The organism is Pseudomonas sp. MDT1-16 (assembly GCF_054898115.1).
The window spans coordinates 1,025,349-1,047,072 of record NZ_CM142717.1; the positions used below are offsets into that span (position 1 = coordinate 1,025,349).

Sequence of the window (21,724 nt, forward strand, 5' to 3'; positions counted from 1 at the left end):
CCTATCTGCGTATGCAGGTAGGGGTTTTGTTTTGTCCGCAGGAAAGTTCGTACAGCAATACCGGACGGCTCCCGGCTGTCACAGTCTCCCGACAATGCTAAGGTTCGGCCCTAGCTTTTGTATTTTTCCAAGGAAGCCTTTATGCCGGACGCGACGTCCCTCAGTGCTGGTTTTATGGTGGTTCACGGCAACCGCCTGGACGAGTTGCGCAGCCTGGTGGTCAGCTGGATGCGGCGTTACCCGCTGGCTCCCTTGGAAAACGAAATTGCTCTGGTACAGAGCAACGGCATCGCCCAATGGCTGAAGCTGGCACTGGCGGAAGACCCCGAAGATGACGACATGGGCGGGTGCGGAATCGCCGCAGCCATCGACGTGCAGTTGCCGGGTAGCTTCATGTGGCAGCTCTATCGCATGGTGCTTGGGCGTGACGAAATCCCGGTCAAATCCCTGCTCGATAAAGCTCCCTTGACTTGGCGTCTGATGCGACTGCTTCCACAGTTGATCAATCAACCGCACTTCGAACCGCTGCAGCGCTTCCTTACCCATGACACCGATTTACGCAAACGCTATCAGTTGGCCGAGCGGCTGGCGGATTTGTTTGACCAATACCAGGTGTATCGGGCCGATTGGCTTGAAGACTGGGCAGAAGGTCGTCATCAATTAAGAAATGGTAGAGGCGAAACCAAGCCTCTGACCCCGGCTAACTGCTGGCAGGCAGAGTTGTGGCGTGCGCTGTTGCTGGATGTGGGTGAACAAGGCATGGCGCAAAGCCGAGCCGGCGTCCATCAACGGTTTATCGAGCGCATCAACAGCCTCGACGTAGGCCCCAGCGGATTGCCTTCACGGGTGATCGTTTTCGGGATTTCTTCACTGCCTGCTCAAGCCCTGGAAGCACTTGCGGGACTGGCCCGGTTCAGCCAGGTTCTGCTTTGCGTACATAACCCGTGTCGTCACCATTGGGCAGACATCGTCGCCGATAAAGACCTGTTGCGGCATCAGTACAAACGTCAGGCTCGCAAGAGCGGAATGCCGGTTGTGCTCGATCCACAAACCCTCCATCAGCATGCGCATCCGCTGCTGGCGGCGTGGGGCAAGCAGGGGCGGGACTACATCAATCTGCTCGACAGCTACGACGATCCCAACAGCTATCGCTCGGCATTCCGCGATGGTCGTATCGACCTGTTCAGCGACAGCCAGCCACAGAACATGCTCAATCAATTGCAGGACGACATTCTTGAATTGCGTCCCTTGAACGAGACTCGGGAGCGCTGGCCGGCCGTCGATCCGGCGAACGACGAATCGATCCGTTTTCACATCGCCCACAGCGCCCAGCGCGAAGTGGAAATTCTCCACGACCAGTTGCTTGCACGCTTTAGTGCTGATCCGGACTTAAGGCCTCGCGATGTGATCGTGATGGTCCCTGACATCGACAGCTACGCACCCCATATTCGTGCGGTGTTTGCTCAGCTTGAACGCCACGATCCGCGTTTCATTCCCTTCACGCTCGCAGATCAAGGCCAGCGCGGTCGTGATCCGCTACTGATTGCTATCGAGCATCTGCTCAAGCTGCCCGACAGCCGTTTCCCCGTGAGCGAGGTCCTCGATCTGCTGGATGTTCCTGCACTACGCGCTCGCTTCGGTGTAGAGGAACGTGATCTGCCGACCCTGCACCGTTGGATCGAAGGCGCTGGCATCCGCTGGGGCATGAATGCCGAGCAGCGTGCGGGTCTCGGTCTGCCGCAGGAGCTGGAGCAAAACAGTTGGCGTTTTGGCCTGCGACGGATGCTGCTCGGTTATGCCGTGGGCAGTGCCAGTGCCTGCGAGGGTATCGAGCCCTACGACGAGATCGGTGGTCTTGATGCCGCGCTCATTGGGCCTTTGGTCGCGCTGCTGGATGCACTGGAGATCGCTCACCAGGAACTCTCTCAACCTGCAGTTCCCAAACAATGGGGCTTTCGATTGCATGCACTGGTTCAGTTGTTCTTCCAGGCCAGCAATGAGCATGACGACTACGTGTTGGCCCAGCTCGAGGAGCTGCGGGAAACCTGGCTTGAGACCTGCGAGTCAGTTGGCTTGCATGATGAACTGCCGTTGACCGTGGTCCGTGAAGCCTGGCTCGCTGGTCTAGACCAAGGCCGCCTGTCCCAGCGTTTTCTGGCCGGTGCGGTTAACTTCTGCACCTTGATGCCCATGCGAGCGATCCCGTTCAAACTGGTCTGCCTGCTGGGCATGAATGACGGGGACTACCCGCGTGCACAGCCGCCACTGGACTTCGACCTCATGGGCAGTGATTACCGCCCTGGCGATCGCTCCCGACGCGAAGATGACCGCTATCTGCTGTTGGAAGCCCTGTTGTCGGCACGTGACCAACTCTATATCAGTTGGGTCGGCCGCAGCATTCGCGATAACAGTGAGCGCCCTGCGTCAGTACTGATTGGCCAATTACGAGACCATCTGGCCAGCGGTTGGCGACTGCATGATGTCGACGAAGACCTGCTTGAGGCCATCACTCAGGAACATCCACTGCAACCCTTCAGCGCCCGCTACTTCCATGAAGGCGATGACCTGTTTAGCTACGCGAATGAGTGGCAGGTACTTCATCACACCCTTGCGCGATCGACTGATATCGAGGTCCTTGATCCCTACGTTCAGGAGGAGCCGCTAAGTCTCGGTCAATTGCAGGATTTCCTGCGTAATCCTGTGCGACATTTCTTCAGTCAGCGACTGAAGGTGTACTTCGAAGCGGCTGAAGTGCCCTTGGCTGACGAAGAGCCATTTGTACTCGACGCGTTGCAACGTTACAGCCTCAGCGACAGCTTGCTCGAAGCGGCGCTGGGACATCTGGACAGCACCGACCAGGTGCTGGAAGCACAGGCAAAACGTCTGCAAAACAGTGGCCTCCTGCCCATGGCCGGATTCGGTGAATGCCTTCAGCGAGAGTTGATCGAACCATTGCCGGATCTGCTGCAGCGTTACCAGCAGCTTTTGGCGTTATGGCCGACGCCGCTCACCAACGCCCTGCCAGTGAACCTGCAGTTGCAGGGTCTGCGTCTGGAAGGTTGGCTCAGCGGCCTGCATCTACGTGCGGACGGTGGTTTGCTATCCGTCACTACAATCCCCAACAGCATCGGCTCGATCAAGTCTCGCAAATGGCATCGTCTGACAAGGCCATGGGTCAATCATCTGGTTGCTTGCGCCAGTGGTATGGCGATGACCACTGCGTTGGTGGCCAGTGACGACAGTCTGCTGCTCGGTCCGATGGAGGAGGATGCAGCCTTGCGGATTCTGGGCGACCTGTTAATGGCTTGGCAAACGGGCATGCGCCAACCACTGCCGATTGCGGTAAAGACCGGCTTTGCATGGCTTGGTCAAACTGATCCAGTCAAAGCCCAAGCCGCAGCTCGCAAGGCCTATGAAGGCGATGGACTGACCACCGACGGTGAGCGTCGCGAAAGCCCGGCACTCGCACGACAGTTCGCCGACTACGACACGCTTACCGCAGACGAAACATTCCCGGATTGGTGCAACGCATTGTATCGGCCGCTGCTTGAAGCGCCTTGGCGTTCATTGAACAGCGAGGAGGCGCGCTGATGACCACTAAACCTCTGGCCTTGGCATTTCCCCTGCGCGGCAGCCAACTGATCGAGGCGAGCGCCGGGACCGGCAAGACCTTCACCATTTCCGCGCTCTATCTGCGGTTGGTTCTTGGCCACGGCGCAGAGTCGAGTGGCTTCGGACGTGAACTGTTGCCGCCGCAAATCCTCGTTGTGACATTCACCGATGCCGCGACTAAAGAATTACGCGAACGTATCCGCACACGTTTAGCTGAATCTGCGCGGTTTTTTCGCGATGAAACACCGGCGCCCGATAGCCTTATCGCGGAGCTTCGTGCGGAGTACCTTCCCGAGCAGTGGCCCGGGTGCGCAAACCGCCTGGACATCGCCGCACAGTGGATGGACGAGGCGGCAGTTTCGACTATCCACAGTTGGTGCCAGCGTATGTTGCGCGAGCACGCGTTCGACAGTGGCAGCCTGTTTACACAGACCCTGGAAACCGATCACAGCGATTTGCTGGGCGAGGTCCTGCGCGACTACTGGCGGCGGTTCTGTTACCCGATGCAAGGGGATGCGCTGAACTGGGTGCGCGGCAATTGGGTAGGTCCGGCGGCATTGCTGCCGCGATTGCGTGGTTTGTTCGCCAGTGAGCGAGACAGTGTTGAAGGTAAAGAGCCTGCCGAACTGATCACGGAGTGTCTGCAAGAGCGACGGGCAGCCTTGCTCGAACTCAAGATGCCCTGGCGCCAGTGGGCGGACGAATTGCTTGCCATCTGTCACCAAGGTGTTGCGAGCAAAAGTGTCGACGGTCGAAAAATGCAGGCGCGCTATTTCGAACCCTGGTTCGAAAAGATCAGGGCTTGGGCTGAAGACGAATCCCTTGAACAATTGGATATCGGCACCGGATTCACGCGCCTGACTCCCGAGGGTATGGCTGAAGCCTGGAAGGGCGAACTACCCCGTCATCCGGGACTGGATGCCATGTCCGGTCTCAAGATCAGTCTCGATGGATTGCCTACTCCTGATGCCGTCGTGTTGCAGCACGCCGCCCAGTGGGTCGGTACACGGTTCGAGGAAGAAAAGCGTCGCCGGGCGGAAATGGGCTTTGATGATATGTTGCTGCGGCTCGATGCCGCCCTCCAGTCCGATGGCGGGGAGCGCCTGGCGACCTTGATCCGCGAGCAGTTCTCGGTGGCGTTGATCGACGAGTTCCAGGACACCGACCCGGTGCAGTACCGGATTTTCGAGAGCATCTATCGCATTGAAGACAACAATCCCGAATGCGGTCTGTTCCTGATCGGCGATCCGAAGCAAGCGATCTACGCTTTCCGTGGTGCCGACATCTATACCTACCTGCGCGCTCGCCAGGCCACCGCTGGCCGTCTGCATACCCTGGGCACCAATTTCCGTTCAAGTCATGGCATGGTCAGTGCGGTAAACCATGTGTTCGAGCGTGCCGAGTCTCGCGAGACCGGGCGGGGTGCATTCCTGTTTCGTGAAAAGAACGGTGAGAACCCGGTACCGTTCCTGCCCGTCGAATCCCAAGGGCGCAAAGAAGTTCTGCACATCGACGGCCAGGTCGTGCCCGCCCTGAACATCTGGCACCTGTCCGCCGATCAGCCGCTGTCCGGCGCGGTGTACCGACAACAACTCGCCGCCGCCTGCGCCAGTGAAATCACCGCTTTGCTCAATGGCGGCCAAGAAGGCCGGGCGGGTTTCAATCAGGACGGCAAGGACTTCAGAGGGCTGCTGCCAGCGGATATCGCGATCCTGGTCCGCGACGGCAAAGAAGCTCAAGCGGTGCGTGGCGAACTCTCCGCTCGTGGCGTGCGCAGCGTCTATCTGTCGGACAAGGACTCGGTGTTTGCCGCCCAGGAGGCCCACGATCTGCTGACCTGGCTCAAAGCCTGCGCCGAGCCAGATGTCGAGCGTCCACTGCGAGCCGCGTTGGCCTGCATCACGCTGAACCTGTCGCTGGCTGAACTGGAACGGCTCAATCAGGACGAACTGGCCTGGGAAGCGCGGGTCATGCAATTCCGCGGTTATCGCGAGCTCTGGCGCAAGCAGGGCGTGTTGCCCATGCTGCGGCGGTTGCTGCATGACTTCCAGCTGCCTCAGGCATTGATCACGCGCAGTGACGGCGAGCGGGTGCTGACCAATTTGCTGCACCTGTCCGAGTTGCTGCAACAGGCGGCCGCCGAGCTCGATGGTGAACAAGCGCTGATCCGTCATTTGTCCGAGCATCTGGCGTTGTCCGGTCAGGCCGGTGAAGAGCAGATCCTGCGTCTGGAGAGCGACGAACAACTGGTCAAAGTCGTGACCATTCACAAGTCCAAGGGGCTTGAGTATCCCTTGGTGTTCCTGCCGTTCATTTGCTCGGCGAAACCGGTGGATGGCAGTCGCCTGCCGTTGCATTACCACGACGCCACGGGCAAGGCCCAAGTGACCTTGAAGCCTACGGCCGAGTTGATTGTTCAGGCGGATGATGAGCGTCTTGCCGAGGATTTGCGCTTGCTTTACGTGGCCCTGACCCGGGCGCAACACGCCTGCTGGCTCGGAGTGACTGATCTCAAGCGCGGCAATAACAACAGCTCGGTGCTGCATCTTTCTGCATTGGGCTATCTACTGGGGGGCGGTGCACCATTGGCCGAGTCGGCAGGTTTGAAGCGTTGGCTGGAAGACCTGCAGCGGGACTGTCCTGCGCTGAGCTACGGCGAAATGCCTGAAGCGATCGTCGACCACTACCATCCGCCGCACAACGATGCGACGTTGCTTGCTCCTCTGATACCCAAACGCAAGGCCAGCGAAAACTGGTGGATCGCCTCCTACAGCGCCTTGCGCATTGGCGACAGCATGAGCGTGGGCACTGATGAAGCACCGGAGAGCCCGCAAGCGCAAAAGCTCTTCGACGACGAACGCCTCGATCCGCAAGCACCACGAGACGTGGTGGCCGGCGGCGCTGATATCCATCGATTCCCTCGTGGCCCGAACCCCGGCACCTTTCTCCATGGTTTGCTCGAATGGGCCGGCGATGAAGGTTTCGCCGCCACCCCGCAAGCGGTGGAAGACGCTATTGCCCGTCGCTGCAACCGCCGTGGCTGGGAGGGCTGGATAACTGCCCTGAACGACTGGCTGCAGCACCTGCTCGCGTCCCCGCTGCGTATCGGCGGCGGACAGTCCCCCGTGGTGTTTGAGCAACTGACCCAGTACCGGGTCGAGATGGAGTTCTGGTTCGCCAGCCACAAGGTCGATGTGCTCAAGCTCGATGAACTGGTGCGCCAATACACCCACAACGGCGTCGCTCGGGTGGCTGCCGAGCCGGTGTTGCTCAATGGCATGTTCAAAGGCTTCATCGACCTGACGTTCGAGCACGACGGCCGCTACTACGTCGCCGACTACAAATCCAACTGGCTGGGCATCGATGACGCGGCCTACACCGAGCAGGCCATGGAGCAGTCGATTCTCGACAACCGTTACGACCTGCAATACGTGCTGTACCTGTTGGCCCTGCATCGCCAGCTCAAGGCGCGACTTGCCGATTACGATTACGACCGGCATGTCGGTGGTGCGCTGTACCTGTTTCTGCGCGGTACGCGCGCGTCCAGCCAAGGCGTGTATTTCGCCCGTCCTCCAAGAGAGCTGATCGAGCGTCTGGATCGGCTGTTCCAGGGCAAGCCAGAACCCAAGGCCGAACCCGCCTGGGAACAGGGAGTGTTGCTATGAGTCGCACCTTCGCTGATTTGCTGCCCACTTCGTTGACAGCCGAAAGCCTGGCCGATCTGGCGCCGTTGAGTCGCGCCGATGATTTGCTGCTATTGCTGACACGCTGGGTTGAGCGTGGCTGGCTGCGAGCGCTGGACAAGGCCTTCGTCGCTTTTCTTCATGAACTGGCTCCCAGCGACGATCCGCTGGTGCTGCTGGCCGCCGCGTTGGCCAGTCATCAACTGGGCCACGGTCATGTGTGCCTGGATGTGTTCGAGACGCTCAAGGAACCGGACTTCGCTCTTTCGCTGCCACCTGAAGGCGATCTGCAAAGTGGTGCGATGTTGCTGCCGTCGCAGTTGCTAGAGGCGCTGGACGGTGCCCATTGGTGCAAGGTCCTGGCCTCCAGCAGTCTGGTCGCATTGGCGGCCGATGGCCGTGAGGCGGCGCAGCATCGGCCATTGGTGTTATCGGGTAAACGCCTGTACCTGCGTCGTTACTGGGCTTATGAGCGGCGTATCGACAACTCGCTGCGCCAACGCCTGGCGGAACACGAAACCACGCCGGATGATGTGTCCCAACGCCTCACCCGTTTGTTCGGCCCAGCCAGGCCCGGCGAAGTGATCGACTGGCAGAAACTCGCCTGTGCCCTCGCAATCCGCAGCGCCTTCAGCATCATCACCGGCGGCCCGGGGACCGGCAAGACGACGACGGTCGTGCGTTTGCTGGCGTTGCTCCAGGCGCCGGCAGTCGAGGCGGGCAAGCCGTTGCGCATCCGTCTCGCGGCACCCACCGGCAAGGCTGCAGCCCGACTGACGGAGTCCATCAGTCAGCAGGTCCGGACCCTGGAAGTCGATGAAGCCGTACGGGTGAAGATCCCGTCAGACGTCACCACCGTGCACCGTCTGCTCGGCAGTCGCCCCGGTACTCGACACTTCCGTCACCACGCCGGTAATCGCTTGCCGCTGGATGTGCTGGTGGTGGACGAAGCCTCGATGATCGATCTGGAAATGATGGCCAATCTGCTCGACGCGATGCCGGCCCATGCCCGCCTGGTACTGCTCGGTGACAAGGATCAACTGGCATCGGTGGAGGCCGGCGCCGTTCTGGGCGACCTGTGCCGCGACGCCGAGGCCGGTTGGTACAGCCCACAGACTCGCCTGTGGCTGCAGGCGGTCAGTGGCGAAAGCCTGGATGCCAGCGGTTTGCAAGAAGACACCCAAGGGGCACATCCCCTGGCCCAGCAAGTGGTGATGCTGCGTCATTCACGCCGGTTCGGCGAGGGCAGCGGTATCGGTCAACTGGCTCGTTGGGTTAACCAGCAGCAACCCGAAGAAGCTCGAAAGTTGTTGGCGGCACGAAGTCATGACGACGTGTTTTCCCTGTCCCTCAAGGGGGAGCAGGACCGGGCATTGGAGCGCTTGTTGCTTGAGGGGCATGGCGATGGCCCCCAGGGTTATCGACATTACCTGAGTCTCTTGCGCAGCCTGCGACCACCGCTCGACAACACGCTGAATGATCCCTGCTGGACCGATTGGGCTCGGCAGGTGTTGCAAGCTTTCGACGCCTTCCAATTGTTATGCGCCGTACGCAAAGGGCCGTGGGGCGTGGAAGGTTTGAATCAACGCGTAACCGCCGCGCTGCTCAAGGCTCGGCTGATCGACAGCGACCAGCAGTGGTACGAAGGTCGGCCGGTGCTGATGACCCGCAACGACTATGGTCTGGGCTTGATGAACGGCGACATCGGCATTGCGCTCAAGCTACCGGAACGTGATGGGCCGGAGGCAGGGAAGCAGGTGTTGCGTGTGGCGTTCCCGCGCAATGATGGTCAGGGCGGCGTACGGTTTGTTCTGCCGAGCCGGCTCAATGATGTCGAAACCGTGTACGCCATGACAGTGCACAAATCCCAGGGCTCGGAATTTGCCCATACTGCGTTGATTCTGCCGGATGCCCTGAACCCTGTACTCACCAAGGAATTGATCTATACCGGAATTACCCGGGCCAAAAGCTGGTTCACCCTGATCGAGCCGCGTCCTGGCGTATTCGAAGAGGCGGTGAGGCGCAGGGTCAAACGCTTGAGCGGGTTGATGCTGGAATTGGAAGAGGGTGTTGAACCAAGGGGCTGAAAGGGGACGGCGCCAGACGACGGAAACTGTCCGAAGTGCCGTAGGACGCGGCCTCGCTGGTGTTTGAACGCTGTGCTATCGTTGCGGCATCATTTCGCTACGATCGAAGAGAATCCCTGCATGAAGGTCGCTGTCTGGACGACACAGCGCGTTATCGGGTGCAAACAAGTGCTGCTTGCCGGCCTTCTCTGTTTGTTCACCGGCGTCGTTTTCGCTCAGTCGGAAACGCCTGTGAGCCTGGCGGACCAACGTGCCAGATCGGTCACTCAGGTGGTACTCGGGATTCTCAGTTATGCCCGCTGGCCTGTTGAGCCAGCACAATTGCGCTTGTGCATAGTGGGCCCCACCGAATACACCGACGATCTGGTCAAAGGCACGACTCAGGCCACCGGTCGGCCTGTTAGCGTGCGCAGACTGCTGGCGGACAACCCGTCCATTGTTGGTGAGTGCGACGCGGTGTACATCGGCAAACTGACCAGTGATGAACGCAGTCAGCTTTTCGCCTCGCTGATGGGGCGTCCGGTGCTTAGCCTCAGCGAAGGCGACGACCCGTGCACCGTCGGCAGTCTGTTTTGCCTACGGGTCAGCGATGAGCAAGTGTCCTTTGAGGTCAACCTGGATTCCGTCGCCCGAAGCGGCGTGCGTATTCACCCCAGTGTGCTGCAACTGTCCCGCCGCAAGCCGGCAGCGCCATGAGTCTATTCAAGTCGGGTAGCCGCCCAACCTTGCGCTCGGTCATCGGGCGCGGACATTTGATCGTCGCACTCGTGGGCGTGGCCATGGCCAGCATCTCGCTGACGTTGCTCGGTGTACTGGCGTTGCGGGTCTATGCCGACCACAACTTGCACCTGATTGCGCGCTCGATCAATTACACCGTGGAAGCGGCGGTGGTGTTCAACGACACGTCTGCCGCTACCGAAGCGTTGGCGTTGATTGCGTCCACCGAAGAAGTGGCCGATGCCCAAGTGCTGGACGAGCAAGGCACGTTGCTGGCTCGTTGGGAGCGGCCGGAAACGGGCTTGTTCTCTGATCTCGAAATGCAGATTGCCAAGGCCTTTCTGGAAAAACCGATCAGCATGCCGATTGTTCATCAAGGTCAGGAAATCGGCAGCATCCGGCTCACCGGTCACGGGGGCAGCCTGTTACGTTTTTTGCTCAGCGGTCTGGTCGGCATCGTCTTGTGTACCGCCGTCAGTGCATGGGTAGCGCTCTATCTGGCGCGCCGACAACTTCGCGCAATCACCGGCCCGTTGCGCAGCCTGGCGTTCGTGGCTCACGCCGCCCGCAGCGAGCGAGCCTTCGATCAGCGTGTGCCACCCGCCGCCATCGCCGAACTCGACAACCTGGGCAATGACTTCAATGCCTTGCTCGATGAGCTGGAATCCTGGCAGACCCACCTGCAAAGCGAAAACGAAACCCTGGCCCACCAGGCCAGCCATGACAGCCTCACCGGGTTGCCGAATCGGGCTTTTTTCGAAGGCCGGCTGATTCGAGCGCTACGTAATGCCCACAAGCTCAACGAGCAAGTGGCGGTGCTGTTTCTCGACAGCGACCGGTTCAAGGAAATTAACGATAACTTCGGTCACGCCGCGGGCGATGCAGTACTGGTGGCCGTAGCCAATCGGGTTCGTGCGCAGTTGCGTGAAGATGATCTTGTGGCGCGTTTGGGGGGTGACGAATTTGCCGTCATGCTGACGCCGCTGCATAAGATCGAGGACGCAGAGCGGATTGCCGACAAAATCATCGCCAGCATGGAAGAACCAATCCCGTTGCCGGGCAATACCCAAGTGTTGACTTCACTCAGCATCGGCATTGCCGTGTACCCCGATCATGGGGCTACACCGGGCGCTTTGCTTAACGCCGCCGACGCGGCCATGTACCAAGCCAAACGCCTTTCCCGAGGCGCACAGCACACGGCCGGGTCGGAGCACCTAGTCGCCCATGTTCAGACCAGGAGCTAATTTTTGTGTTCTCACTGACCCGGCGTTCCCTGCGATTTTTCACGTTCACCTTATTGATGGCTTTGCTGGCATTGACCGGTTGCCAGACGGCACCGCAAAAAGGCCTGACTCCGGCGCAGATCGCTGTGCTCAAACAGCAAGGTTTCGAATTGACTGATGAGGGCTGGGCCTTTGGCCTGTCCGGCAAAGTGCTGTTTGGCAGTGACGACGACAGCCTCAACCCTGCCAGCACCGACATCGTGGAGCGTATCGGCAAGGCGTTGCTGGGCGTTGGAATTGAGCGAGTGCGGGTCGACGGTCACACCGATGCCTCGGGCAAAGAGTCCTACAACGAACAGCTCTCACTGCGCCGCGCAAAAAGCGTCGGCAAAGTGCTGACCGCTGTCGGGATGAAAGAACAAAACATCCAGCTGCGCGGCCTCGGCAGCAGTGAGCCGGTTGCCTCGAACGACACGCCAGCCGGCCGTACCGAGAACCGCCGGGTGTCGATCGTGGTGAGCGCCGACTAATCGGCGAACAGCGTCTCCCGACTTTCACCCATCAACAGACCCTGATTCTGCTCGGTGACCGCGCGGATGTAATCCCACAACAGGGTAATTCGCTTGAGCTTGCGCAGGTCCTCGCGGCAGTACATCCAGAATTGGCGGGTAATGTTGATCTCTTCCGGCAACACCGGCAGTAACCGTGGATCCTGGGCCGCCAGGAAGCACGGCAGAATCGCCAGCGACCGGCCTTGCTGCGCGGCCACGAATTGCGCGATCACACTGGTGCTGCGCAGATTGGCACTGGCGCCGGGCAACACATTCGCCAGATACAACAGCTCCGAGCTGAACGCCAGATCGTCGACGTAACTAATGAATGAATGTTTACCCAAGTCTGCCGGGCGGCGGATGGGTGGATGCTTGTCGAGATAGTCCTGGGTCGCGTAGAGCTGTAATCGGTAGTCACAGAGTTTGCAGCAGACGTACGGACCATGCTCCGGGCGCTCCAGGGCAATGACGATGTCGGCCTCGCGCTTGGACAGGCTGATGAAGTGCGGCAACGGCAGGATGTCCACCGAGATCGCCGGATAGGCATCGACGAAGTGGCTCAGCTGCGGGGTGATGAAAAAACTGCCGAAGCCTTCGGTGCAGCCCATTCGCACATGCCCGGATAACGCCACCCCGGACCCCGAAACCTGTTCGCAGGCCATGTGCAGCGTGCTTTCAATCGACTCGGCGTAACCGAGCAACCGCTGGCCTTCGGCAGTCAGGACAAAACCGCTGGTCCGGGATTTCTCAAACAGCAAAGTCCCCAGCGCCGCTTCCAGCGAGCTGATGCGCCGCGACACGGTGGTGTAGTCGACTGCCAGGCGCTTGGCCGCGGTGCTGGCCTTGCGGGTGCGGGCGACTTCAAGGAAAAACTTGAGGTCGTCCCAGTTCAACGAGCCTAAGGACGTGATGTTTTTTTGCATGATGGACCGGCTTTTATGTGCGTTCTTATTAGAAGTTTGCACATCTATACTCCAAAAACAGTCCGACAACCAATTCGCGACACACGCCTCATCTCAAGGCGACTTTCTCGCCTTGGCTCCCAAGATAGCTCTCTAAATAAGAACAACGTCCCGGAGACCCAACATGAACGCATCGCTCACGCCAAACGAAACCACTGTCCAAACGGTAAAGCTGTTGATCGACGGCGAGTGGGTCGAGTCCCAGACCACCGAGTGGCACGACATCGTCAACCCGGCGACCCAGCAAGTGCTGGCGAAAGTACCGTTCGCCACCGCGCAGGAAGTCGATGCTGCCATCAGCGCCGCCCATCGCGCCTTCCAGACCTGGAAGCTGACGCCGATCGGCGCGCGGATGCGCATCATGCTCAAGCTCCAGGCGTTGATCCGCGAACACTCCAAGCGCATCGCCGTGGTGCTCAGCAACGAGCAAGGCAAAACCATCGCCGACGCTGAAGGCGATATCTTCCGCGGCCTGGAAGTGGTCGAACACGCCTGTTCCATCGGCAGCCTGCAAATGGGCGAGTTCGCCGAGAACGTCGCTGGCGGCGTCGATACCTACACCCTGCGTCAGCCAATCGGCGTCTGCGCCGGCATCACCCCGTTCAACTTCCCGGCGATGATTCCGTTGTGGATGTTCCCGATGGCCATCGCCTGCGGCAACACCTTCGTGCTCAAGCCGTCCGAACAGGACCCGATGTCGACCATGCTGCTGGTGGAACTGGCGATCGAGGCCGGCGTTCCAGCGGGCGTGCTTAACGTCGTTCATGGCGGCAAGGATGTGGTGGACGCGCTTTGCACACATAAAGACATCAAGGCTGTTTCCTTTGTCGGTTCGACCGCCGTCGGCACTCACGTCTACGACCTGGCCGGCAAACACGGCAAACGCGTGCAATCGATGATGGGTGCGAAGAACCATGCCGTGGTGCTGCCGGATGCCAATCGCGTACAAGCGCTCAATGCGCTGGTGGGTGCTGGTTTCGGTGCCGCCGGGCAACGCTGCATGGCCACGTCCGTGGTGGTGCTGGTGGGCGCGGCCAAGCAGTGGCTGCCTGACCTGAAAGCGCTGGCGCAGAAACTCACAGTGAACGCCGGCAGCGAGCCGGGCACTGACGTCGGCCCGGTGATTTCCAAACGTGCGAAGGCGCGGATTCTCGATCTGATCGAAAGCGGCATCAAGGAAGGCGCCAAGCTTGAGCTGGATGGTCGCGACGTGACCGTTCCAGGCTTCGAAAAAGGCAACTTTGTCGGCCCGACCCTGTTCTCCGGCGTGAAACCCGAGATGCAGATCTACACCCAGGAAATCTTCGGTCCGGTGCTGGTGGTGCTGGAAGTCGATACCCTCGATGAAGCCATTGCACTGGTCAACGCCAATCCGTTCGGCAACGGCACGGGCCTGTTCACCCAAAGCGGGGCGGCGGCGCGTAAATTCCAGACGGAAATCGATGTCGGCCAGGTCGGCATCAACATCCCGATTCCGGTGCCGGTTCCGTTCTTCAGCTTCACCGGCTCGCGCGGGTCCAAACTCGGCGACCTCGGTCCGTATGGCAAGCAAGTGGTGCAGTTCTACACTCAGACCAAGACTGTCACCAGTCGCTGGTTCGATGACGACAGCGTCAACGACGGTGTGAACACCACCATCAACTTGCGTTAAGGAGCCGGACATGAAAATCGCTTTTATCGGTCTCGGCAACATGGGTGCGCCGATGGCGCGCAACCTGATCAAGGCTGGCCACTCACTGCGGCTGGTTGACCTGAACAAAACCGTTCTGGCAGAGCTGGAGCAACTGGGCGGCAGCATCAGCGCTTCGGCACGAGAAGCCGCTCAAGGCGCGGAGCTGGTGATCACCATGCTGCCAGCCGCTGTGCATGTGCGCAGCGTCTGGTTGGGTGAAGACGGCGTGCTGGCGGGTATCGCCAAGGGCGTGCCGGCAGTGGATTGCAGCACCATCGATCCGCAGACGGCGCGTGATGTTGCGGCGGCGGCAGCCAAGCAAGGCGTGGCCATGGCCGATGCGCCGGTCTCTGGCGGTACCGGCGGTGCAGCGGCCGGGACCCTGACCTTTATGGTCGGCGCCACCCCTGAATTGTTCGCCACCCTGCAACCGGTGCTGGCGCAGATGGGCCGCAACATCGTCCATTGCGGCGAAGTCGGCACCGGGCAAATTGCCAAGATCTGCAACAACCTGCTCCTGGCGATCTCCATGGTCGGTGTCAGTGAAGCCATGGCGCTGGGCGATGCTCTCGGCATCGACACAACGGTGCTGGCGGGAATCATCAACAGTTCCACCGGGCGTTGCTGGAGTTCGGAGATGTACAACCCGTGGCCGGGAATCGTCGAAACAGCGCCGGCCTCGCGTGGCTATGCCGGTGGTTTTGGTGCCGAACTGATGCTCAAGGATCTGGGGCTGGCCACTGAAGCGGCACGTCAGGCGCACCAACCGGTGGTACTCGGCGCGGTGGCCCAGCAGTTGTATCAAGCGATGAGCCAGCGTGGGGAAGGTGGCAAGGACTTCTCGGCGATCATCAACAGCTATCGCAAACCCCAATAAGGGGTTTTTCCGGGAACCCGCGTCGGGCGGGTTCCCGGTTTTTTGCATCAGGCAAACACGAAATACTTGCGCACGGTCTCAACCACTTCCCACGTGCCTTTCATCCCCGGCTCAATGACGAAAATATCACCGGCACGCAGATGGATCGGCTCTTTTCCTTCTGGGGTGATGATGCAATATCCCTCGCGGAAATCGCAGTATTCCCACTTCACGTATTCCACATACCACTTGCCCGGCGTGCAGATCCAGGTGCCCATGATCTTGCTGCCGTCTTCGCTGGTGTAGGCATTGAGGTTGACGGTGTGAGGGTCGCCTTCGAGTTTTTCCCATTTGCAGGCGTCGAGTACCGGCAGTGGGTGGGTGTCACGAAGAACGGTAATAGGTGCGGTCATGTGGACTCCGGGCAGTGGGCTCAAGAACTGAAGTCGCACCCTATAGCGCCCCGCACTCGGTCAGTTGTCTGTGCTCGACACTCAGTTACCCAGAAGCGCTGTGCCGGTTTGCCCGGATCGGCTTGTAAATCCTCAAGACGCATTATTTAACGGCTGCGCTGATATAGAACAAGGGTTATGAAGTTATAACTATTTTACTTGTGCGGTTTCTATTATTTGTGCGTTTGTGCTGTGAGTCAGAAGTTTATACTTTCGCCCCTCTCTATTTAGCCAGCAGTACAGTGCGCGCCCCCACCATACGCAACCTTTGTTAAGTAAATAAGTCGATTGGCGCGAGGCTTCGCACCAATCGAGTGCGGCGCGCAGGCGTGTTCGAACGCCTTTCTCAAGTTGTTAAAAAACTTTAAATAGTTCGTTGACTCTCCCCTTAAGGGCAGAGTTTAGATTTCCGCCGCGTGAGAAGTTTCTGTGGGAATAGTTACTTCTCACATGCGGAATTTATGAAGCAATCACCACGTATAGGGAGATCGAGATGAACAATCCATTGGAGTTGGAAAACGTCATTGCCAGCACCCGCGAGATCCTCGCGCAATTGTTGGTGATGAGCGCCGAAGATATCGATGAGAACAGCAGTATTGTCGAGGATCTCAGCGCCGATTCGCTGGACATCGTCGACCTGAGCTTTCAGCTGGGTCGTCAGTATGGCTGCACTTTGCCCAAAACCAGCGTGCTGGATCACGCCATCGCTGTCTGCGGCGACGCCAGCGAGTTCCTGGCCAGCGGTCGCATCACCGAGAACGGCAAGGCCTTGCTTGAACAAAGCCTGAGCGCCTACTCCCCGGATCAACTCAAGGCCGGTATGCAACCGGCGCAGGTATTTGCCGCCACCACCGTGCGCAACTGGGCGCAACAGTGCCGCAATCTCTTCAACTATCTGCCGCAAAGCTGCCCCGATTGCGGCGCTCATCAAGCCGTGCTGAACGAACGTATGCAAGTGGTCTGTGGCGCTTGCAGTGCGCGGCTGGTGCCGGCCGACGGCGATGAGGTTTCACGCCGACTGGTGGAGCAATTTGTGGCCGCTCACGCCCAAGAGACGGCGTAGGAGTTCTCATGCGGACACGAGAAGTCTATGTGACCGGATTCGGTCTGGTGGCGCCTATGGCGCTGGACGCCGCCACGTTGTTCAAGCGGATCTGCCAGAAGCAGTCCTGTGTTCGCGAACATCCACGGTTCAAGGCGTTGGGGTTCAACAACAGCGCTGCCGGGTTTATCGACGACGGCCAGTGGCAGCAGATCGCCGCCGGTTTCGGCGGCAATGCCGCGCTGCATCCGCGACAAAGTGTGTTGGCCGAATTTGTCGCCCGACAAGCCTTGCAGCACGCCGGCCTGACCCCGGTAGCCTTTGCTCACAGCCGCAGCGGATTGTTCCTTGGGGCCAACAAGTACTGCGTGGACAGTCACGATCTGCATCGGGCCAGTCGCTGCATGGATGAGGCGGGGCGTGTCGATCTGGATCAACTGCTGGATAACCCGGCGGCGTCGAGCGCGGTCTTCGGGCGCCGGGTCGATCAGCAGACCCTGCACCTGGCCGAGACGCTCGGTATCCGCGATCACATTTCGACCCATTCCGATGCCTGCGCCGCCGGCACAATGGCGATCGGCAGCGCCTACCGGGCGATCGAACGCGGCGAAATCGACCTGGCCATTTGCGGTGCCGTCGAACTGATGGCCAACGAGTTGCCGTATTACATGTTCAACAGCCTCGGCGCGCTGTGCCAGGCTGACCTGCCGGCAAGCGAGCAGAGCCGGCCGTTCATGCCGGACCGCAGCGGCTTCGTGATCAGCGAGGGCGCGGCCATGGTCATTCTCGAATCCGCCGAGCATGCGCAGCGTCGCAAAGCTACGTCATTGGGGCGAGTGTTGGGTTACGCGAATGTGTGCGAGGCACAAAAAATGACCTCCAGCAGCCGGGATGGCAGCAAATACGAGGAGTGCATGGACGCCGCAATCGAGGATGCCGGGCTGCTCAGCAGCGCCGTGCAACACGTCAACACCCACGGCACGTCCACCCAAGCCAACGACAGCTGTGAGGCCTTGGCTTTGCAGCGGGTGTTCGGCGAGTGCCAGGATCATGTGACGTTCACCGCCAACAAATCGGCCATTGGTCATTCCCTGGCGGGCAGCGGCGCGATTGAAGCGGTGCTGTCGCTGATCAGCTTGCGGGACGGCGTGCTGTTGCCGACCTTGAACTACGATCACGACCGCGCCGAATACCCCTCGCTGAAATTTCTCAGCGAGCCGATGCGCCAGTCAATCAACGTGGTGATGTCTAACTCGTTCGGTTTCGGCGGCGTCAACAGCTCGCTGGTTCTGGGGAGGGCATGACATGAGCATTGCCGTTTACATCCATTCGGCGGCCGTATTGAACGCTGCCGGCAGCGAATGTGCCGACCTGCTCGGAACGCCACCCTCGCCGCAAGCGCTGGCATTTGACGCAACGCGACGGGCGTATCCACTGCCAACGCCGTGCCTGGCCAGCGATCTGTTCGACCGCAAGATCCGGCGCAGCGTCGAACCACAAGGCTTGCGCCTGTTGCATTGCGTGGCGCGCCTGGCGCCCGCGCTGGCGGCCCTGCAACTGCCGCCGGCACGGATTGCCCTGACCGCGGCCATTCCGGAAGTCGATGCGCCAAGCCCTTGCTGGGACGCGGTGCAAGCGATCGGCGAGCAACCGGAAAAGCTCCTGGCGCAACTGTTGGCCAACACACCGCCGCTGCATGCCCTGACGCTGCTCAACAGCAGCGTGATGGCCTACGTGGCCGAAGCGTTGCAATGCCATGGGCCGATGGGCGGGTTCTGTTCCCAGGACAACGCCGGGCTCGATGCTCTGATTGAAGCCTGTCAGCAGATTGTCGAGCAACGCGCCGACGCCGCGCTGGTGGTCAGCAGCAGTCCGAACCTGACGCCGGCCCTGTATCTGCGTGAACCCCATCAGGCAGGCGAGGCGATGTATGGCGAGGGTGCCGCCGCGCTGCTGCTCGGCTCGGCCCCTTCGCGCACCACCCCGCACGCCTTGCGCATCGCCGGGTTCGCTCGGGGTTACAGCGCTGATCCGCAACGTGGCGCAGCGGTTGCCCGGCGGGTGATCGACCAGGCGCTGAGCCTGGAAAAACTGTGCCTCGGTGACGTCGAGCAGATCGTCGCAAATCCCGAGGATGCGCAATTGATGAGCCTGTTCGCCGAACACCCAAGGGACGTTCGCAGCACCCGTGCCATGACCGGCGATCTTGGCGCCAGCGCCTTGTTGACCGAGATCGCGCTGGCCTTGCACCACAACCACAACGCTTCGGCGACACCGGGCTACACGCTGTTTGTCAGCCATAGCCGCGCCGGTCATTGGGGCGCCTTGCTGCTGGCCAGTGAAACCATGGAGAAGCACGCATGAGTGCAACACGGATTGTGATCACCGGCATGGGCGCCGTTACCGGATTCGGTTTCGAATGGCAGACCCTCTGGGAGAAAATGCTCGGCGCCGAACATTGTGTACGTCCATGGCAGCCCGAGGGGGTGGAAGACGGCACGTTTCCGGTGCGCTACGCCGCGGCTGTGGATATGACCCTGTTGCCCGAGGCCTTGAAGGACCATCCGGCCTGGACCGTTGCGCTGGAAAAACGCAGCCGCTTTGGCTGGGTGGCTGCCACCCAAGCGGTGACCGACAGTGGACTCGCGCCTGAGCAGCTGAGTGAAGCCGCCGTACTCTGCGCCTCGGGAGCGCCCCAACACATGTTGACCGACATGCTGTTGACCCAGGCACAGGATGGCCACGCCCCGGGCTGGCAACACCTGATGCCCCGTGCCGGGCAGGTCAATGCCGAGGGTTCGCTGCGTCAGAGCAATGATCGACTGGCGCGGGTGATTGCCGATGGACTGGGCTGTGAAGGGCCTGTGATCAATATCAGCAGCGCGTGCGCCGGAGCGTCCCAGGCCATCGGCAATGCCTTCCAGATGATTCGTCGCGGTGAAGTGAACGTGGCGATTGCCGGTGGCGCCGATTCGGTGCTGAACCTCGACACCATGGCCGCGCTGTACCTGCTCGGCGCGGCATCGAGCGAACAGCGCTGGGGCGTCGATCTGTGCCGGCCGTTCGACCGTGATCGCAGTGGCCTGATTGCCGGCGAGGGAGGTGGTTTCGTGGTGCTGGAAAGCCTTGAACATGCGTTGGCGCGAGGTGCGACGCCCTATGCCGAAGTGCTCGGCTTCGGCAGCAGCCTGGACGCCTACAAAGTCACCGCCCCGCAACCCGAAGGCCGGGGCGCGGCGCTGGCGATGCAAGCCGCGCTGGACGACGCTGGCCTGCGTGCGCAACAGATCGATCTGATCAATGCCCACGGCACTTCGACGCCGCTCAATGACGTCGCCGAAACCCTGGCGATCAAAAGTGTGTTCGCCGAGCACAAGCACTATCGGTCCCTGGCCATCAGCGCCAACAAGTCGCAGTTCGGGCACTTGATTGCCGCCGCCGGCGCACCCGAATGCATGGTCACGGCTCTGGCGTGTCTGAACGATCTAGTCACGCCGACCGTGAACCTGCATGACGTCGATGAGCAGTGCGACCTGGACTATTGCGCCGGGCAAGCGGTCAGCCGCCGAGTGGATTTTGCCTTGAGCAACTCCTTCGGTTTTGGTGGCCTCAACACCTCGCTGGTCCTTGGCAAATATCGGGAGCACGGACAATGAATAGCGCTACTGTGCGTGTTGCGATCGCCGGCAGCGGTTGCGTATTACCCAGCGGCTGGGGCGTGCAACGCTTCTGGTCGGCGGCCAGTGAAGCCCGCAGCGGCATCGCCTTGCTGCAGTCGAAATTGTTTCACAGTGAGCGCGTGACGGCCTTCGGGCATGTCAGTGATGAAGACCATCAAACCAGTCGCCAGGACGTAGCCCAGAATCTCCAGCGCTACTGCCCGCCGGCAGTGATCTGGGGGGTCAGCGCGGTGCGTCAGGCCCTGGCCGAAGCCGGGCTTGAACCGGGCAATGACGACCTGCGTTATGGCCTCTATTGCTGCCAGGGCGGTTACACCCATCCGTCGTTGGCGGCCTATGGCGAGTTGCTCCACGAGTGCCGCGATGAGTCCGGCGCCGACATGCGGCGCCTCGCTCAACGGGTATTACAGGAGCGCGCGCTCGACCCGTTCCTGGTGCTCAAAAGCCTGAGCAACGGCTTGCTCGGGATTGTCAGCCTGGCGCTGAAACTGGAGTGCGAGTGCAACGCTTACATGCAAGGCGTGGCCGGCAATCTGGCGGCATTGCGCGCGGCGTGCGCGGCGTTGCAAAGCGGTCGTATCGATGCGGCGATTGTGGTCGGCGCCGGCAGTGAACTCGATCCGTTGGCACTGGCCGCACTGGCCGAGGCCGGCGTGATCAGCACCGACGGTTCCCAAACCTTGCGTGCATTCGATCGCCAAGGCACGGGAGGGATTGCCGGTGAAGGGGCGGCGGCGTTGATTTTGCGCCGGGCCGACGATCTACCGGATGGACCGCAGACCTGCCTGTCGTCACTGTTTGCCCATCCTCACCTGGGGTCGTTGAACCTGCCGGACCAGCAGGTTGATCTGCTGGTCAGCAGCGCAAGCGGCGATCCGTACAAGGACGCCGACCTGGCCCGCACGCTGGCCCGCGCCGGTGCCGCGCACATCACCAGTAGCGTGCCGGTGACCGGCATTCTCAGCGGTGCGCCGAGCCTGGTCGACCTGATCCTGGCCCGCCATGCACTGCATGCCCAGCGTGTGCCGCCGATCATCGGATTACAGCAGTCGGTGGACCCGCACCTGCCGTTTGTGGTCGGTGAGGGACGGGACGCGGTGCTGCACGACTGCCTGATCATCAACCGCGATGACAATGGTTTCAGCGCCTGTTACCAGCTCGATTATCAGGCGGCCGGCTAACCGTTT

General features: G+C 60.6%; 15 protein-coding genes. 13 read left to right on the plus strand and 2 right to left on the minus strand.

The window, feature by feature from the left end; translation table 11 throughout:
- Positions 1-141 precede the first annotated feature (141 nt).
- From recC to ACYZT3_RS04560, 6 genes are all read left to right on the plus strand, one after another.
- Entirely contained in the window at positions 142-3,591 is a 3,450-nt protein-coding gene (recC, locus tag ACYZT3_RS04535) for an exodeoxyribonuclease V subunit gamma (RefSeq protein ID WP_462031599.1), read from the plus strand.
- Positions 3,591-7,277: an exodeoxyribonuclease V subunit beta gene (recB, locus tag ACYZT3_RS04540; protein ID WP_462031600.1), complete on the plus strand. Its 3,687-nt coding sequence runs from the start codon at positions 3,591-3,593 to the stop codon at positions 7,275-7,277. The genes recC and recB overlap by 1 nt, the downstream gene beginning before the upstream one ends.
- The gene (recD, locus tag ACYZT3_RS04545) at positions 7,274-9,382 is read left to right on the plus strand and encodes an exodeoxyribonuclease V subunit alpha (RefSeq protein ID WP_462031601.1); all 2,109 of its coding nucleotides are present in this window, start codon (positions 7,274-7,276) and stop codon (positions 9,380-9,382) included. The genes recB and recD overlap by 4 nt, the downstream gene beginning before the upstream one ends.
- Before the next feature lie 120 nt (positions 9,383-9,502).
- Positions 9,503-10,078, plus strand: coding sequence for a YfiR family protein (locus ACYZT3_RS04550; RefSeq protein ID WP_461961452.1), 576 nt, complete (start codon positions 9,503-9,505; stop codon positions 10,076-10,078).
- Positions 10,075-11,343, plus strand: coding sequence for a diguanylate cyclase domain-containing protein (locus ACYZT3_RS04555; RefSeq protein ID WP_461961451.1), 1,269 nt, complete (start codon positions 10,075-10,077; stop codon positions 11,341-11,343). Before ACYZT3_RS04550 ends, ACYZT3_RS04555 begins: the two co-directional genes overlap by 4 nt.
- Positions 11,344-11,348: 5 nt before the next feature.
- Positions 11,349-11,852: an OmpA family protein gene (locus ACYZT3_RS04560; protein ID WP_461961450.1), complete on the plus strand. Its 504-nt coding sequence runs from the start codon at positions 11,349-11,351 to the stop codon at positions 11,850-11,852.
- Here the strand turns inward: ACYZT3_RS04560 and ACYZT3_RS04565 are convergent.
- On the minus strand, positions 11,849-12,796 hold the full coding sequence (locus ACYZT3_RS04565; protein WP_282374820.1) for a LysR family transcriptional regulator: 948 nt from the start codon (positions 12,794-12,796) through the stop codon (positions 11,849-11,851). The genes ACYZT3_RS04560 and ACYZT3_RS04565 overlap by 4 nt on opposite strands.
- A gap of 163 nt (positions 12,797-12,959) precedes the next feature.
- Between ACYZT3_RS04565 and ACYZT3_RS04570 the strand changes: the two genes are divergently transcribed.
- Together ACYZT3_RS04570 and mmsB are read left to right on the plus strand one after the other, a co-directional pair.
- Positions 12,960-14,486, plus strand: coding sequence for a CoA-acylating methylmalonate-semialdehyde dehydrogenase (locus ACYZT3_RS04570; protein WP_282374821.1), 1,527 nt, complete (start codon positions 12,960-12,962; stop codon positions 14,484-14,486).
- A 10-nt stretch (positions 14,487-14,496) separates the two neighbouring features.
- Positions 14,497-15,384 (plus strand): 3-hydroxyisobutyrate dehydrogenase, encoded by an 888-nt coding sequence (mmsB, locus tag ACYZT3_RS04575; RefSeq protein ID WP_282374822.1) that lies wholly within the window; start codon positions 14,497-14,499, stop codon positions 15,382-15,384.
- Positions 15,385-15,431: 47 nt separating this feature from the next.
- Here mmsB and ACYZT3_RS04580 read toward each other — a convergent pair whose 3' ends face one another.
- Positions 15,432-15,776 carry a cupin domain-containing protein gene (locus tag ACYZT3_RS04580; protein WP_007946320.1) on the minus strand — a complete coding sequence of 115 codons (345 nt, stop codon included), beginning with the start codon at positions 15,774-15,776 and terminating at the stop codon, positions 15,432-15,434.
- Positions 15,777-16,308: 532 nt separating this feature from the next.
- Between ACYZT3_RS04580 and ACYZT3_RS04585 the strand changes: the two genes are divergently transcribed.
- The 5 genes from ACYZT3_RS04585 to ACYZT3_RS04605 are packed head-to-tail and all read left to right on the plus strand — an operon-like array spanning position 16,309 to position 21,718.
- Positions 16,309-16,878, plus strand: coding sequence for an acyl carrier protein (locus tag ACYZT3_RS04585; protein ID WP_282374824.1), 570 nt, complete (start codon positions 16,309-16,311; stop codon positions 16,876-16,878).
- 8 nt (positions 16,879-16,886) lie between these two features.
- The gene (locus tag ACYZT3_RS04590) at positions 16,887-18,161 is read left to right on the plus strand and encodes a beta-ketoacyl-[acyl-carrier-protein] synthase family protein (protein ID WP_282374825.1); all 1,275 of its coding nucleotides are present in this window, start codon (positions 16,887-16,889) and stop codon (positions 18,159-18,161) included.
- A gap of 1 nt (position 18,162) precedes the next feature.
- Positions 18,163-19,221, plus strand: coding sequence for a beta-ketoacyl-[acyl-carrier-protein] synthase family protein (locus tag ACYZT3_RS04595; protein ID WP_282374826.1), 1,059 nt, complete (start codon positions 18,163-18,165; stop codon positions 19,219-19,221).
- Entirely contained in the window at positions 19,218-20,513 is a 1,296-nt protein-coding gene (locus ACYZT3_RS04600; RefSeq protein WP_282374828.1) for a beta-ketoacyl-[acyl-carrier-protein] synthase family protein, read from the plus strand. Before ACYZT3_RS04595 ends, ACYZT3_RS04600 begins: the two co-directional genes overlap by 4 nt.
- Positions 20,510-21,718: a beta-ketoacyl synthase N-terminal-like domain-containing protein gene (locus ACYZT3_RS04605; protein ID WP_462031602.1), complete on the plus strand. Its 1,209-nt coding sequence runs from the start codon at positions 20,510-20,512 to the stop codon at positions 21,716-21,718. Before ACYZT3_RS04600 ends, ACYZT3_RS04605 begins: the two co-directional genes overlap by 4 nt.
- Positions 21,719-21,724: the final 6 nt, after the last annotated feature.